At 31.4% G+C, this 14,701-nt stretch carries 15 protein-coding genes, 2 tRNA genes and 1 rRNA gene; all 18 read left to right on the top strand.

The genetic code is table 11. The features are described from left to right. The first annotated feature begins 12 nt into the window (after positions 1-12). A complete protein-coding gene (locus tag FYJ81_RS11165; protein WP_154409656.1) occupies positions 13-1,368 on the top strand; it encodes a UDP-N-acetylmuramoyl-tripeptide--D-alanyl-D-alanine ligase in 1,356 nt (451 codons plus the stop codon). Positions 1,369-1,766: 398 nt separating this feature from the next. Continuing rightward, entirely contained in the window at positions 1,767-3,284 is a 1,518-nt protein-coding gene (cshA, locus tag FYJ81_RS11160; protein WP_107384544.1) for a degradosome RNA helicase CshA, read from the top strand. 224 nt (positions 3,285-3,508) lie between these two features. Continuing rightward, entirely contained in the window at positions 3,509-3,988 is a 480-nt protein-coding gene (locus FYJ81_RS11155; RefSeq protein WP_107384543.1) for a PH domain-containing protein, read from the top strand. Further along, a complete protein-coding gene (locus FYJ81_RS11150; protein WP_107384542.1) occupies positions 3,981-5,486 on the top strand; it encodes a PH domain-containing protein in 1,506 nt (501 codons plus the stop codon). Before FYJ81_RS11155 ends, FYJ81_RS11150 begins: the two co-directional genes overlap by 8 nt. Then, positions 5,479-5,970, top strand: coding sequence for a PH domain-containing protein (locus FYJ81_RS11145; RefSeq protein ID WP_107384541.1), 492 nt, complete (start codon positions 5,479-5,481; stop codon positions 5,968-5,970). Before FYJ81_RS11150 ends, FYJ81_RS11145 begins: the two co-directional genes overlap by 8 nt. A 35-nt stretch (positions 5,971-6,005) precedes the next feature. After that, the gene (acpS, locus tag FYJ81_RS11140) at positions 6,006-6,356 is read left to right on the top strand and encodes a holo-ACP synthase (protein ID WP_107384540.1); all 351 of its coding nucleotides are present in this window, start codon (positions 6,006-6,008) and stop codon (positions 6,354-6,356) included. A gap of 105 nt (positions 6,357-6,461) precedes the next feature. Next, a complete protein-coding gene (gene alr, locus FYJ81_RS11135) occupies positions 6,462-7,610 on the top strand; it encodes an alanine racemase (protein WP_107386317.1) in 1,149 nt (382 codons plus the stop codon). Between the two features lie 87 nt (positions 7,611-7,697). Next, positions 7,698-7,868, top strand: a complete 171-nt coding sequence (mazE, locus tag FYJ81_RS11130; protein WP_019468009.1) for a type II toxin-antitoxin system antitoxin MazE — start codon at positions 7,698-7,700, stop codon at positions 7,866-7,868. Beyond that, a complete protein-coding gene (locus tag FYJ81_RS11125; protein WP_019468010.1) occupies positions 7,865-8,227 on the top strand; it encodes a type II toxin-antitoxin system PemK/MazF family toxin in 363 nt (120 codons plus the stop codon). The genes mazE and FYJ81_RS11125 overlap by 4 nt, the downstream gene beginning before the upstream one ends. Positions 8,228-8,570: 343 nt before the next feature. Further along, positions 8,571-9,572, top strand: a complete 1,002-nt coding sequence (locus tag FYJ81_RS11120; RefSeq protein WP_326752399.1) for a PP2C family protein-serine/threonine phosphatase — start codon at positions 8,571-8,573, stop codon at positions 9,570-9,572. A 68-nt stretch (positions 9,573-9,640) separates the two neighbouring features. After that, positions 9,641-9,967 (top strand): anti-sigma factor antagonist, encoded by a 327-nt coding sequence (locus tag FYJ81_RS11115; protein WP_019468012.1) that lies wholly within the window; start codon positions 9,641-9,643, stop codon positions 9,965-9,967. A 1-nt stretch (position 9,968) separates the two neighbouring features. After that, complete coding sequence (rsbW, locus tag FYJ81_RS11110; protein ID WP_019468013.1) at positions 9,969-10,451, top strand: anti-sigma B factor RsbW; 483 nt, start codon at positions 9,969-9,971, stop codon at positions 10,449-10,451. Then, on the top strand, positions 10,426-11,196 hold the full coding sequence (sigB, locus tag FYJ81_RS11105) for an RNA polymerase sigma factor SigB (protein ID WP_107384537.1): 771 nt from the start codon (positions 10,426-10,428) through the stop codon (positions 11,194-11,196). Before rsbW ends, sigB begins: the two co-directional genes overlap by 26 nt. A 144-nt stretch (positions 11,197-11,340) precedes the next feature. After that, positions 11,341-13,491 (top strand): Tex family protein, encoded by a 2,151-nt coding sequence (locus FYJ81_RS11100; protein WP_107386318.1) that lies wholly within the window; start codon positions 11,341-11,343, stop codon positions 13,489-13,491. After that, positions 13,484-13,936: a SprT family protein gene (locus FYJ81_RS11095; protein ID WP_107386319.1), complete on the top strand. Its 453-nt coding sequence runs from the start codon at positions 13,484-13,486 to the stop codon at positions 13,934-13,936. Before FYJ81_RS11100 ends, FYJ81_RS11095 begins: the two co-directional genes overlap by 8 nt. Positions 13,937-14,285: 349 nt before the next feature. Continuing rightward, positions 14,286-14,368, top strand: a tRNA-Leu gene (locus FYJ81_RS11090). 33 nt (positions 14,369-14,401) lie between these two features. Continuing rightward, positions 14,402-14,475 (top strand) — tRNA-Gly (locus FYJ81_RS11085). Positions 14,476-14,617: 142 nt separating this feature from the next. Further along, positions 14,618-14,701: ribosomal RNA gene (locus FYJ81_RS11080) — 16S ribosomal RNA — on the top strand; the annotation flags it as partial.

Genomic DNA, 14,701 nt, shown 5'->3' with positions numbered 1-14,701 from the left:
GGCGGTTAAATCATGATTGAAGTAACTTTAGAACAAATCCAAGAATGGATTCCTTGTGAGATTAATAATGATTATTTAGATTACACAATTAAAGGTGTTTCTATAGACTCAAGAAAAATTGACGAACAAAATTTATTTATTTCATTTAAAGGAGAACACGTAGATGGACATAAATTTGTGAATCAAGCATTGAAAGATGGTGCTGGTGCAGCATTTTATCAGAAAGACAGCGTATTAGATCCTCAAATTTCCGGTCCGATTATTTGGGTAGATGATACATTGGAAGCATTGCAGCAATTAGCCAAAGCATATTTGGCGTTTGTTAATCCGCATGTGATTGCTGTTACTGGGTCTAACGGTAAAACAACGACTAAAGATATGATTGAAAGTGTATTGAAGCCTCAATTCAAAGTGAAAAAAACGCAAGGAAATTATAACAATGAAATCGGTATGCCATTAACCATTTTGCAATTAGATCAAGACACAGAAATTTCTATTTTAGAAATGGGTATGTCAGGTTTTCATGAAATTGAAGCATTATCACAATTAGTTAATCCAGATATTGCAATCATTACTAATATTGGTGAATCACATATGCAAGATTTAGGATCGCGTGAAGGTATAGCGAAAGCTAAATCCGAAATTACAATTGGCCTTAAACCTCATGGCTTATTTATTTATGATGGTGATGAACCATTATTAAAGCCGCATGTTGATAAATTAGTGGATTTAGATTTAATCAGTATAGGTAAAAAAGAAAATAATGATTTGGTCTGTCAAATTGACAATATAGATGATACAGGTATTGTTTTTAATATTAATGGAGCTGAAAATTATGAATTACCTATCTTAGGTGAACATAATATGAAAAATGCGACTATAGCTATTGCTGTTGGTAAAAGATTGAATCTGAGTTACGAAACGATATATCAAAATATTCAAGATGTTCAACTCACAGGTATGAGAATGGAGCAACATCATACTGATTCAGGTATACTTGTTATTAATGATGCATATAATGCTAGTCCAACTAGCATGAAAGCGGCAATTGATACACTCAGTAGTATGGAAGGCCGAAAAATACTTGTATTGGGTGATGTCTTAGAATTGGGTCCTGACAGCCAAATAATGCATGAAGCGGTTGGAGATTATTTAGTTAATAAACAAATCGATGCGTTATATACTTATGGAAAAGAAGCGGCCCACATTCATCATACAGGTAAAACATTTGTAAAGTCCGCGGAACACTATACAGATAAAACAGCATTGATTAAGTCATTAAAAGCAAATATTGAACCACAAGATAAAATATTAATAAAAGGTTCAAGAGGGATGCAATTAGAAGAAGTTGTAGAAGCACTAATTTAAAATTATAGACACCATATTTTTCATCACTTTTAATAATGAAAATAGTGGTGTTTTATTTTTTGTTTGTTTAAAAAATAGTATGTAGCAATATTTAATAACTTGAATCAGTATATTTAAGTTACTAAATATTTGAAAATTGCTAATAATTATCAAGATAAATTAATCTACAAATTTTTTTCGAAAGAAAAAAATAAATACCGAAAAATAAAATTAAACGCTTACAACCTATATATCACAGTATTTTATCAGTATAATGTGATTATAAATGTGGAAATTTAGACCATTATAATAAATTTGGTTTATTGCGATTATAGACTTGAGGTGGTACTATAAAGAAGTTGAAGAAACTTAGATGAACATATATGTAGAGAAATACAGATAAATAAAGGAGAATTATATTGCAAAATTTTAAAGAATTAGGGATCTCAGATAAAACGGTAGAAACCCTAGTATCAATGGGGTTCGATGAGGCCACTCCTATACAAAAAGAGAGTATCCCTCTTGCCTTAGAAGGTAAGGATGTTCTTGGTCAAGCGCAAACAGGTACAGGAAAAACAGGCGCTTTTGGTATTCCACTTATTGAGAAAGTGGCAGGACAAGATGGAGTTCAATCATTAATATTAGCACCAACAAGAGAATTGGCGATGCAAGTTGCTGAATCACTTAGAACGTTTGCGACAGGTCAAAATGTACAAATAGTAACTGTATTTGGTGGCATGCCAATAGATCGTCAAATTAAATCACTTAAAAAGGGACCACAAATTGTTGTAGGTACACCTGGACGTGTTATCGATCATTTAAATCGTCGTACATTGAAAACAAACGATATTCATACATTAATATTAGATGAAGCTGATGAAATGATGAATATGGGCTTTATTGATGATATGAAATTTATTATGGATAAAATACCAGCATCACAACGTCAAACAATGCTGTTTTCAGCTACAATGCCAAAAGCTATTCAAACATTAGTGCAACAATTTATGAAATCACCAGAAATTGTTAAAACTATGAATAATGAGATGTCAGATCCTCAAATAGATGAATATTACACAATTGTAAAAGAATTAGAAAAATTTGATACATTTACAAATTTCTTAGATGTACATCAACCAGAGTTAGCAATTGTTTTTGGTCGTACTAAGCGTCGTGTTGACGAACTAACAAGTGCGTTAATTTCAAAAGGTTATAAAGCTGAAGGTTTACATGGTGATATCACACAGGCTAAACGTTTAGAAGTATTGAAAAAATTTAAAAACGATCAATTGGATATCTTAGTTGCTACAGATGTTGCAGCAAGAGGCCTTGATATATCTGGCGTGAGTCATGTTTACAACTTTGATATACCTCAAGATACAGAAAGTTATACACACAGAATTGGCCGTACAGGTCGTGCTGGTAAAAAAGGTGTAGCAATCACTTTTGTTAACCCAATTGAAATGGATTATATCCGTCAAATTGAACAAGCAAACAAACGACAAATGACAGCATTGAGACCACCTCATCGTAAAGAAGTGCTTAAAGCACGTGAAGACGACATTAAAGGTAAAGTTCAAAACTGGATGTCAAGAGATAGCGAACCAAGACTAGAGCGTATTGCAACAGAATTACTTGAAGAATATAATGATGTGAATTTAGTAGCAGCATTACTACAAGAGTTAGTTGAATCAAACGATGAAGTTGATGTTCAATTAACATTTGAAAAACCATTATCTCGAGGCAAAGGTCGTCAAGGTAAAGGTGGACCAAAACGTGGCGGTGGAAACCATAAACGTGGTGGCGGCAAATTCGATAGCAGAAATCGTCGTCCAAATAAAGGCGGCTTCAACAATAAAAAGAAAAATGATAGATCATCAGATAGAAACAACAAAAAATCAATGAAGGGTCGCACATTCGCCGACCATAAAAAATAAAATACTTTATCATATATGAATTTTAGGTTTAGTCACTCCAATTTATTGGGGTGACTTTTTTATATATTAAATTAACCCAGACGCGTTAAAAACGATTAGAAAATGTATATAACTATAAAAACAATTAGAAACTATTTGAATGATCATCTAGTTCTAAGACTATAATGAAGCAAGCATATCGCTATGTTATAATGAATTGAAAAATTTTATTAAGGAGTGTAATTATGACTAACGACCAACAATTTAGGCGAAGCCCTAAGCAAGCAATGAGATATTATTACATACTTGAAGTTATTGAATTAATTGTTAGTTTAATATTTATGGTGGCATTAGTGTTTTTATGGAGTCATTATAATTGGTGGCATTTTTTAATTTACATATTTATTGCAATAATACTATTTGATGTTATCTATATGCTATTAAGACCTTGGTTGAAGTATAAATACACATTTTATTGTGTAAAAGACCACTATATTGAAATAAAAAAGGGATTATTTTTTAAAAAGTATGAAATTGTTAAATTTGAGCGTACACAATTTTTAAAAAGAAAAAGCAATCCATTATTAAGACAATTACATATATCAAAGCTAACTTTGATGACAGCTGGACATTCACTCGATTTCCCATTGATGTTAACAAAGGAAATTGAAGTATTTGAACATAACATTTTAGAATACTTACGAGGAGCTGATTACGATGTATAGTCCTCAAAAATTACATCCAATTTCTTATATTACTGGAATAATAGAAGCGATTAAACAAAATATTATTTTAATTATCATTTTTTTAGTTTTTAATTTACGTAACTTTGATTTTACTGATTATAAATCATATATTTATCCAGGAATTGTTACTATTATTTTTTTAATCTCGTTTGTATTACAAATATTAAAGGTTTATAACACTAGGTACTGGATTGAAAATGATCATTTTATCTTGGCTACAGGTATTTTTAGCAAAGAAAAAAAAGAGTTAAATATACGGAGAATTCAAACGCTAGATACCTCACAAGGTATTATTAATCAAATTGTTGGTGGGGTAATACTTCAAATTAAAACACCAAGTGATGGTATAGAGTTAGATACTGTATCAAAAAAGCAAAGTGATTTTATCCAGCAAACCTTAAAAGAAAAACAACAAAGCTTAACTCAAAATAGCGAAATCAGTGACACTGATAGTTCGTTTGCAGAGCAGGATACTGAAAAAGAGCAAAATATGCAGTCACCCGCTATTAATATCTATAAATTAAATTTTAAAGAACTTTTATTTATGGCTTTAACGAGTGGTGTAATTGGTGTAGCTTTTGCAACACTTTCACCAATTATGTTTGCACTTAATGACATTATACCTTGGGACAAAATTACAGATACATTTTCTGAAATCTTTCAAGCTACGTTTATGATTATTTTAATGATTGTTGTATTGGTCATTGTAGCAAGTTATATTTTTGGAACTGTCATTGAGATAATAAGAAATTTCAATTATACGGTTACGCAGCAAGGTACACAATTAAATATTCAATATGGTTTGTTTAATGTTAAAAGCATTACTGTACCCACTGACCGAGTGCAAGCAATCGTAGAACGTCAATCATTTTTAAGGAAGTTATTCGGCTATACTTCAATTCATTTCGTTATTACCAGTGACATGGACAGTCTAGATAAAGATGATGTTACACTAGGTGGTAATGTTATGATCTTGCCATTTATTAAGAGAAAAAAAGCATTTGAACTTATAAAGCAACTTATTCCAGACATGAAGTTCACTAAACCGAAACTAGGCATGCCTTGGAGAGGGTTTCATAGATATTTTTGGAGAGAGTCACTTGTATTACTTATCGGTGCAGCGATTGCTACTTATTATTGGTCTGTCTGGTCGTTTGTCATTGCAGGGTGCTTAATTTTATTAATGATTCTTCACAGCTTTATCGTTATTAAGTATTCAGGCTTAAACTTAAATCGTGATGAATTAGTTGTACGGAATGTAACCATGTTTGGCTTTAAAAGCACATACTTTAAACACAATAAATTATTAGGGATGCAAATGTCAGAAAATCCTTTTCTAATTCGTAGTAGTCTATCGAACTTTAAGTTTATAATTGCTAAAGCTGCTGGTAGCGCAGAAATAGGATTGAAATATAGTGAGGTTACTAATGTGGAGAAACTAAAGTCGTGGTATTTGAGAGGTGATTTTGATGAATGAATATAGTTATATGGATAAATCTGGTAAAACAGTAATGCGTATTAGTTCTATAATTACAGTAATCCTATTAATATTAATTTTATCAATTGTTACAATAATTGATAAAATATGGCTACATTTCATAAGCTCTAAAGTATTGTTTTGGTTATGGACGATAAATATCACACTTGCATTAATTGTTATAATTGTTGGTGGGATTATAGCACCAATTTATAGATATAAAATATTTAGATATAAGCTAGAAAACCAAGAAATAACGGTTAGAAATGGTTTGTGGTTTGTTAATGTAGTGAACATCCCTTTGTTTCGTATTCAAAATGTAGATACACGTGAAGGTATCTTAATGCGAAAATATAATTTAGCGAGTTTAACCTTGTCTACAGCTGGTGGGAATACTGAAATAAAGTTAATTGACAAAAATAAAGCAAATGCTTTAAAGCAAGAAATAAAAAATGGTAATCATTCTATGCAACAAAGTTTATAATATAAATACTTGTCATAGAAAGTTAGGAGCAGCTAATGATATATGGTATTGGCATTGATTTAATTGAAATTGATAGAATAAAAAAACTTTACCACAGACAAGACAAATTAGTAGAACGTGTTTTGTCAAAAAATGAGCAAAATTGCTTTCACCAGTTTAAAAGCGAAGCTCGTAAAATAGAATTTTTAGCGGGAAGGTTTACCTGTAAAGAAGCTTTTAGCAAAGCGCTTGGTACCGGACTCGGAAAAAAGATTGCATTAAATGAAATTGACTGTTTTAATGATGAACTTGGTAAACCATGTATAAATTATGATGGTTTTACAGTTCATGTAAGTATTACACACACAGAACATTACGCGATGAGTCAAGTCATTATAGAAAAATAAAACTATTTTAATATAAAGATTTGGCTATCTCTATTTAATTGTTATAAACTTAACTTAATGTATGTCAAAGCGTAATTTTATTTTTTGAAATGGAGGTCTCGTTTCATGACTGATAAGTATTATAGATCCACCTATTTAAACGTAGATTTAAATGCAATTGTGGCAAATTTTCAGGTTTTTCAAAAATTACATCCAAATAAAACGGTGATACCAATCGTAAAAGCAAATGCTTATGGGCTTGGTAGTGTGAAAATAGCGCGTCATCTAATGGATCATGGGGCTGATTTTTTTGGCGTAGCAACTTTAGATGAAGCGATAGAATTAAGAATGCACGGTATAGATGCCAAAATTTTAATACTGGGAGTTATACCTACATATAATATAAATAAAGCTATACAACACCGTGTAGCCATTACTGTTCCATCAAAAGCATGGTTAGTTGAAGCATTAGAAGAAATTCCAGTAGATAACGACAAAGATTTATGGTTGCACGTAAAAATAGATACTGGTATGGGAAGATTAGGTATTAAAGATACAAATGAGTACAAAGAAGTTATTGAGCTGATTAATAATCATGAGCATTTAGTATTTGAAGGCGTGTTTACACATTTTGCATGTGCAGATGAACCTGGAGAATCGATGAATCAGCAACAAAGTTTATTTGAATCAATTGTAAAAGAAGATGAAAAACCACAATATATACATTCACAAAATTCTGCAGGTGCATTGATGAAAGATAGCCAATTCTGTAATACAGTACGGGTGGGTATATCATTATATGGTTACTATCCCTCAGGATATGTCAAAGACAGTGTGAAAATACATTTAAAACCAAGCGCACAATGGATTAGTGAAATTGTACAAACAAAAGTCTTACAACATGGAGAATCTGTAAGTTATGGCAGTATTTATACAGCAACAGAACCTACAAAAATAGGTATCATTCCCGTTGGATATGCAGATGGTTTTCCAAGAATGATGACCGGATTTTCTGTCAATGTTAATGGCAGACAATGTGAAATTATTGGAAAAGTTTGCATGGATCAAATAATTATTAAAATTCCAGAAGAAATTCAAACAGGAGATAAAGTGATATTGTTGGATCATCATTCAGACAGTCAACAATCTGTGGAAGCGCTGGCATATCAACAACATACAATCAATTATGAAGTTTTATGTCGTTTAAACAGAAGGTTACCACGTATATATTATGGTACCCAAGACCTAGAAATCCTCAATGAATTACTAAAATAGTATAGTCACTGTATTTAAAATTTGTTATTATATATCTAACAAGAAATCTCAATATATTCTATTTTAGTCACATGGAGGTCTTTATTCATGGCAAGTTTTAATCAAAACAGAAATCATAGTATTGAACAACTTTTAAAAGAAGGCTATTCTCAAATGGCTGACTTGAATCTCTCCCTTGCGGCGGAAGCATTTCCATTTGAATGTGAAGCTTGCGATTGCAATGAAGTCTACATTATATCTAAGAATAACAATGAATGATGAGAAGAGGAGACGTTTATTTAGCTGATTTGTCACCAGTACAGGGTTCTGAACAAGGGGGAATAAGACCCGTAGTCATTATACAAAATGATACTGGTAACAAGTATAGTCCTACCGTAATTGTAGCTGCAATTACAGGTAGGATTAATAAGGCTAAAATACCCACACATGTAGAAATAGAAAAAAGCAAGTATAAACTCGACAAAGATTCTGTTATATTGTTAGAGCAAATACGGACTTTAGATAAAAATAGATTAAAAGAAAAGCTGACATATTTATCTGAAGAAAAAATGCAAGAAGTTAATAATGCTATAGATATTAGTCTAGGTTTACATAATATTAGAAATCATAGAACATAATTTTTAAAAGCGAGCGTAATAAAATAACGAATGATAGACATCAATTCCTTATACATGCAACAAACACTTAATCGCAAGATAATTTGAAATAGAACAGAGAAAACATATCATGTGTTTGTAATCAAATATTTTTGAATAGGATGTTTAAGTTGAAAAGCTTTAGGTTATCCTAAAGCTTTTTTCGATATCAACGTAAATCATATATTTAAAAATATTTTGTTTTGCTAGAAATAAAAACTGTATTGCTTGTTTAATCATTTAATACACATACATATAACAGAATATATTCATGTTAAAACCGATGTATGCGATTTATATTTGCATTTTGAGGAGGAAATACTGAGTGAAAGAGTTCAAAAATCAATATAAAGCGCTAATTGACGAAAGTCTACACACAGTAAATGAGACAGATTTATTAAAAAAGTGTGAAGGCTTTACTGAAGAAGTGAAAAGAAAAGACTTACTACCTGAAGACATCGTTGAAATTCATAAAAATTATGTTCAAGTCTTAGAGTTAGATAATGAACAAATTACTCAAACATTCAATGTGCTTAAAGAGGTAGTAAAAGGATTTGGCTATAATTATAGAGATTATCAAGATCTTGTAAATCGATTACAATATCATGATAAAGAAATCGACTTAGCATCTCGTTTACAACAAACTATGCTTAAGACTGATATTCCTCAATTTGATAGTATACAAATCGGTGTAATTTCTGTAGCGGCGCAAAAGGTGAGCGGTGATTACTTTAATTTAATAGATCATAAAGATGGTACAATGAGCTTTGCGGTAGCAGATGTTATAGGTAAAGGTATACCTGCTGCTTTAGCTATGAGTATGATCAAATTTGGTATGGATTCATATGGACATTCACAATTGCCAAGCGATGGGCTTAAAAGATTGAATCGCGTAGTAGAAAAAAATGTGAATCAAAATATGTTCGTAACGATGTTTTATGGATTATATGAAGAGTTAAATCACTTGTTATATTGTAGTTCTGCTGGCCATGAACCGGGGTATATTTATAGAGCTGAAACTGAAACATTCGAAGAAATTAAAGTGAGAGGTCGTGTTTTAGGTGTCAGCCAACAAACAAAATACAATCAGCAAGAAATACCAGTTCATTTAGATGACTTAGTCATCATTTTTACAGATGGTGTCACTGAAGTTAGAAATGAAGCAGGCGACTTTTTAGATAAAAGCTATCTACTCGACATGATAAAAAAGTATAAACATATGCATCCACAAGATATCGTTCAACTTTTATATGAGGCAATTTTAAAAATACAGAATCCAGAAAAAAGAGATGATTTAACAATATTGATTATAAAAAGAGTGAATTAGAGAAGATTAATGATTAAAATAAAAGGGTATAACGGTTATTAATGAGACTATGCTTAGGAGTGTAATTTATGAATCTAAATATTGAAACAATATCACATGATACACATTATGAAGTCAAAGTTGGCGGAGAATTAGATGTTTATACTGTTCCAGAGCTTGAAGAGGTACTCGTGCCGATGAGACAAGAGGGAACGCATGACATATATGTAAATTTGGAAAATGTAAGTTATATGGATTCAACTGGTTTAGGGCTATTTGTAGGAACATTAAAAGCTTTAAATCAAAATGATAAAGAATTATATATATTAGGTGCTTCAGATCGAATAAGTCGACTATTTGATATCACAGGTTTAAAAGATTTGATGCATGTTAATGAAGGAACGGAGGTCGAATAACATGCAACTTAAACAAGATTATATAGAAATGCGTTTACCAGCATCAGCAGAGTATGTAAGCTTAATACGTTTGACATTATCAGGTGTATTTTCTCGTGCTGGAGCTTCATATGACGATATAGAAGATGCCAAAATAGCAGTGAGTGAAGCAGTAACAAATGCAGTAAAACATGCATATAAAAACGATGCTACAGATATAGGTATGATTAACCTTTGTTTTGAAATTTTCGATGATAAAATTAAAATAGTTATTTCCGATCAAGGTGAAAGTTTTGATTATGAAGAAACTAAAGCAAAATTAGGACCATACAAAGATAATGAAAATATAGATTTCCTTAGAGAAGGAGGTCTTGGTTTATTTTTAATTGAATCTTTAATGGATGAAGTTACAGTAGATAAAAACTCTGGTGTAACCATTAGTATGATTAAGTATATAAAAAAAGAGCAGGTGCGAAATAATGGCGAGAGAGTCGAAATCAGTTAATGACGTATCACCTGAACAAATCAACCAGTGGATAATGGAGCATCAAAATAATGAGAATACAGATGCACAAGATAAACTTGTTAAACATTATAAAAAGTTGATTGAATCATTGGCATATAAATATTCAAAAGGTCAATCTCATCACGAAGATCTCGTTCAGGTTGGTATGGTTGGTTTAATTGGCGCAATTAACCGATTCGACCTATCTTTTGATAGAAAGTTCGAAGCTTTTTTAGTACCAACTGTAATTGGTGAGATTAAGCGTTATCTACGTGATAAAACGTGGAGTGTGCACGTTCCAAGACGAATTAAAGAAATCGGACCCCGTATTAAGAAAGTTACTGATGAGTTAACAAATGAGTTAGAGCGTTCACCTTCTATTGCTGAAATTGCTGATAGGTTAGAAGTCAATGAAGAAGATGTGCTCGAAGCTATGGAAATGGGGCAAAGTTACAATGCTTTAAGTGTAGACCATTCCATAGAAGCGGATAAAGATGGCTCGACTGTTACACTATTAGATATTATGGGGCAACAAGATGATAATTATGATTTAACAGAAAAGCGTATGATATTAGAAAAAATACTTCCAATTTTGTCTGAGCGTGAAAGAGAAATTATACAGTGCACATTTATTGAAGGTTTGAGTCAAAAAGAAACAGGTGAAAGAATAGGTTTAAGTCAAATGCATGTATCTCGTTTACAACGAACGGCTATAAAAAAACTGCAAGAAGCAGCAAATCAATAAAATACATGCTAAAAGCAGAATTCATTCAATGAATTCTGCTTTTTTATACTTCGTTTACTTTTATAAAAAGAATCAATATTACGTAATATGTTAGAATATATTAGTAATAGTAATTAATTTTTTTATTTATGAGTGGAGGATACTATGGATAGTAATTTAATACAATCTATAAAAGAAAAATATAAATTTTCAAGTAAACAAATAAATGCAGTATTAACTTTGCTTGAAGAAAAAAATACGGTACCATTTATTGCGCGTTATCGTAAAGAACAGACTGGCGGTTTGGATGAAGTAGAAATAAAGCAAATTAATGATGAGTACCAATATATGGTCAATCTTCAAAAAAGAAAAGAAGAAGTTATACATAATATAGAAGAACAAGGTCTATTGACTACAGAATTAAAAACTGACATTTTAAAGCAAACTAAGCTACAAAGAGTTGAAGATTTATATAGACCTTATAAACAGAAAAAGAAAACAAGAGCTACGGAAGCTAAGAGAAAAGGTTTAGAACCTCTTGCAAAATGGCTTAAAAGCTCTAGTTTAGACATGACAATAGAAGAAAAAGCAACACAATTTTTAAATGAAGAAATAGAAAATGTAGAACAAGCAATACAAGGTGCACAAGACATTATCGCTGAAAAAATTTCAGATGAACCAAAATATAGAACTAAAATTCTTAAAGATACTTTTCAACACGGGAAAATCGTTACACAAAAGAAAAAGAATGCTGAAGATGAACAAGAAATTTTTTCAATGTATTACGATTATTCAGAACCAATAAAGAAAATTGCTAACCATAGAACATTAGCAATTAATCGTGGAGAAAAAGAAAAAATATTAACCGTCAAAGTAGAAATGGATATTCAGGGAATTGAAAATTTTATTCGTAAGTATGAAGTAATATATCATCACGATGGTTCGAATATCATTGAAAATGCGATTTCTGATAGTTTAAAACGATTAATTATGCCTTCGATCGAAAGGGAAATTAGAGGGGATTTAACGGAAAAAGCTGAAAATCATGCTATTGATGTATTTAGTGAGAATTTAAGAAATCTTTTATTACAACCACCAATGAAAGGTAAACAAATTCTAGGAGTGGATCCTGCTTTTAGAACAGGGTGTAAATTGGCTGTAATAAATCCTTTTGGAACTTTTATTGCTAAGGGAGTTATATATCCACATCCACCAGTAAATAAAAAAGAAGACGCGGAAAAAACATTTGTTCAATTTGTAAATAATTATGACGTTGATTTAATTGCTATAGGCAATGGTACTGCTAGTAGAGAAACAGAACAATTTGTAGCTTCAATGATTCAGAAACATAAATTAAAAACACAATTTATTATTGTTAACGAAGCTGGAGCTTCCGTTTATTCAGCTTCAGAAGTCGCTCGTTCAGAGTTCCCAGATTTTCAAGTAGAAGAACGTAGTGCTGTTTCGATTGGAAGAAGAGTGCAAGATCCATTAAGTGAACTTGTGAAAATCGACCCAAAATCAATTGGAGTTGGTCAATATCAACATGATGTTAATCAAAAAGCATTGGAAGGCGCGTTAACGTTTGTTGTTGAAACAGCTGTTAACCAAGTGGGGGTAGATGTAAATACGGCTTCACGTTCATTACTGCAATATGTCTCTGGTTTGTCTTCTACTATAGCTCAAAACATAATTTTATATCGTGAAGAAAATGGACCTATTAAACATAATAAGGATATTGCCAAAGTTAAAAGATTAGGTGCTAAAACATTTGAACAAAGTATTGGTTTTCTAAGAATTATAAATGGCAATGAACCTTTAGATAATACATCAATTCATCCAGAAAGCTATCATGCAACCTATCAATTGTTAAATGAAATCGGTTTTGGTGCAGAAGATTTAGGAAATGATGATTTGAAAGCGGCATTAAATCATGTGGATTTGACTAACATGGCTGCAAAACTAAACATTGGAAAACCAACGCTTGAAGATATTATCAAATCATTAATTGCACCTAATAGAGATCCTCGTGATGAATTTGAGACACCAATTTTAAAATCAGATGTCTTATCAATAGAAGATTTATCAAAAGATATGAAATTAAGTGGTACTGTAAGAAATGTCGTTGACTTTGGAGCATTTGTGGATATAGGTGTTAAACAAGATGGACTTGTACACATTTCAAAATTATCTAAGAAATTTGTTAAAAATCCTATGGATGTTGTCAGCGTTGGAGATATTGTCGATGTTTGGATATTAGACATCGATGACAAGAAAGGGAAAGTTTCATTAACTATGATTGATCCTTATGGATAATGAAAAGCTACAAAAATTGACAGAGTATATTTCTATCACAGTTTTTGAAAGGCCTTTTAAACACAGCGCTTATTTTAATAAACGACTTAGAACAACAGGTGGCCGTTATATACTAAACACACACAATATAGAAATAAATGAAAAACAATATGATGCTTTTGGAGAAAATGCCGTTATTGATATTATTAAACATGAATTATGTCATTACCATCTTCATATTCAAGGAAAGGGATATAAGCATAGAGATAAAGATTTCAAGGTGTTAAGTGCACAGACAGGTTCTCCGAGATTTTGTTCAGCAATTGAAAGTTATGAAGATAGGGTTAGATACATCTATAAATGTTCAAACTGTGGTGCGAAATATACTAGAATAAGAAAAGTAAATATAAATAAGATGTTTTGTGGACGTTGTAAAGGTAAACTGATAGAAAAAAAACGTGTTTAAAATCGTGAATTTAATTAAAAAGAGAGTTGATACTTTTCAACTCTCTTTTATTATGAATCACTTATCATTTGATATTTTTAAATGAAAGTAACCAAATTTATATGAACATTGTGTATTTAAGTGGACAAAACACCTTAAAATGAATATTTACTCTAATTTATTATTTGTATGTGTTGACGTTGTATAATTTATGTTATATGATATTAAACGTTGCGAAAATAATATGAAATTAAATGAAGGAGTTATTAAGTTTGTTAAAGAAATTTTAAAAACTTATTGACAAAACATTTCAAACATATTACAATGAAATACGTTAACTTGATAAACGAAAGTTTTTAGCGTCAACCGAGCGGCCGTGGCGGAATGGCAGACGCGCTAGGTTGAGGGCCTAGTGGGATTTATCCCGTGGAGGTTCAAGTCCTCTCGGCCGCATCAAAATACTTTACATATCATTTATAAAAATATGCGGGTGTAGTTTAATGGCAAAACCTCAGCCTTCCAAGCTGATGTTGTGGGTTCGATTCCCATCACCCGCTCCATTGAGAAATTTTAAAATGAACATTGAAAACTGAATTGCAATATGTCAACGTTAATTCCGATTTCAACATTAAATGTTGAATCAAAACAACGTGTTATTAATAACACAAATTAGTATTTTATGAGCTAATCAAACATCATATTTTTATGGAGAGTTTGATCCTGGCTCAGGATGAACGCTGGCGGCGTGCCTAATACATGCAAGTCGAGCGAACAGATAAGGAGCTT

The organism is Staphylococcus sp. McC-251-APC-3A2 (assembly GCF_009695665.1).
GTDB lineage: Bacteria > Bacillota > Bacilli > Staphylococcales > Staphylococcaceae > Staphylococcus > Staphylococcus cohnii.
This window is presented reverse-complemented; position numbering and strand designations above follow the sequence as displayed.

What these genes read in the sequence shown, in the direction of transcription:
- FYJ81_RS11165 (WP_154409656.1), top strand. Translation starts at nt 13, where the DNA reads ATGATTGAAGTAACTTTAGAACAAATCCAAGAATGGATTCCTTGTGAG.
- FYJ81_RS11155 (WP_107384543.1), top strand. Translation starts at nt 3,509, where the DNA reads ATGACTAACGACCAACAATTTAGGCGAAGCCCTAAGCAAGCAATGAGA.
- FYJ81_RS11150 (WP_107384542.1), top strand. Translation starts at nt 3,981, where the DNA reads ATGTATAGTCCTCAAAAATTACATCCAATTTCTTATATTACTGGAATA.
- FYJ81_RS11145 (WP_107384541.1), top strand. Translation starts at nt 5,479, where the DNA reads ATGAATGAATATAGTTATATGGATAAATCTGGTAAAACAGTAATGCGT.
- acpS (WP_107384540.1), top strand. Translation starts at nt 6,006, where the DNA reads ATGATATATGGTATTGGCATTGATTTAATTGAAATTGATAGAATAAAA.
- alr (WP_107386317.1), top strand. Translation starts at nt 6,462, where the DNA reads ATGACTGATAAGTATTATAGATCCACCTATTTAAACGTAGATTTAAAT.
- mazE (WP_019468009.1), top strand. Translation starts at nt 7,698, where the DNA reads ATGGCAAGTTTTAATCAAAACAGAAATCATAGTATTGAACAACTTTTA.
- FYJ81_RS11125 (WP_019468010.1), top strand. Translation starts at nt 7,865, where the DNA reads ATGATGAGAAGAGGAGACGTTTATTTAGCTGATTTGTCACCAGTACAG.
- FYJ81_RS11115 (WP_019468012.1), top strand. Translation starts at nt 9,641, where the DNA reads ATGAATCTAAATATTGAAACAATATCACATGATACACATTATGAAGTC.
- rsbW (WP_019468013.1), top strand. Translation starts at nt 9,969, where the DNA reads ATGCAACTTAAACAAGATTATATAGAAATGCGTTTACCAGCATCAGCA.
- sigB (WP_107384537.1), top strand. Translation starts at nt 10,426, where the DNA reads ATGGCGAGAGAGTCGAAATCAGTTAATGACGTATCACCTGAACAAATC.
- FYJ81_RS11100 (WP_107386318.1), top strand. Translation starts at nt 11,341, where the DNA reads ATGGATAGTAATTTAATACAATCTATAAAAGAAAAATATAAATTTTCA.
- FYJ81_RS11095 (WP_107386319.1), top strand. Translation starts at nt 13,484, where the DNA reads ATGGATAATGAAAAGCTACAAAAATTGACAGAGTATATTTCTATCACA.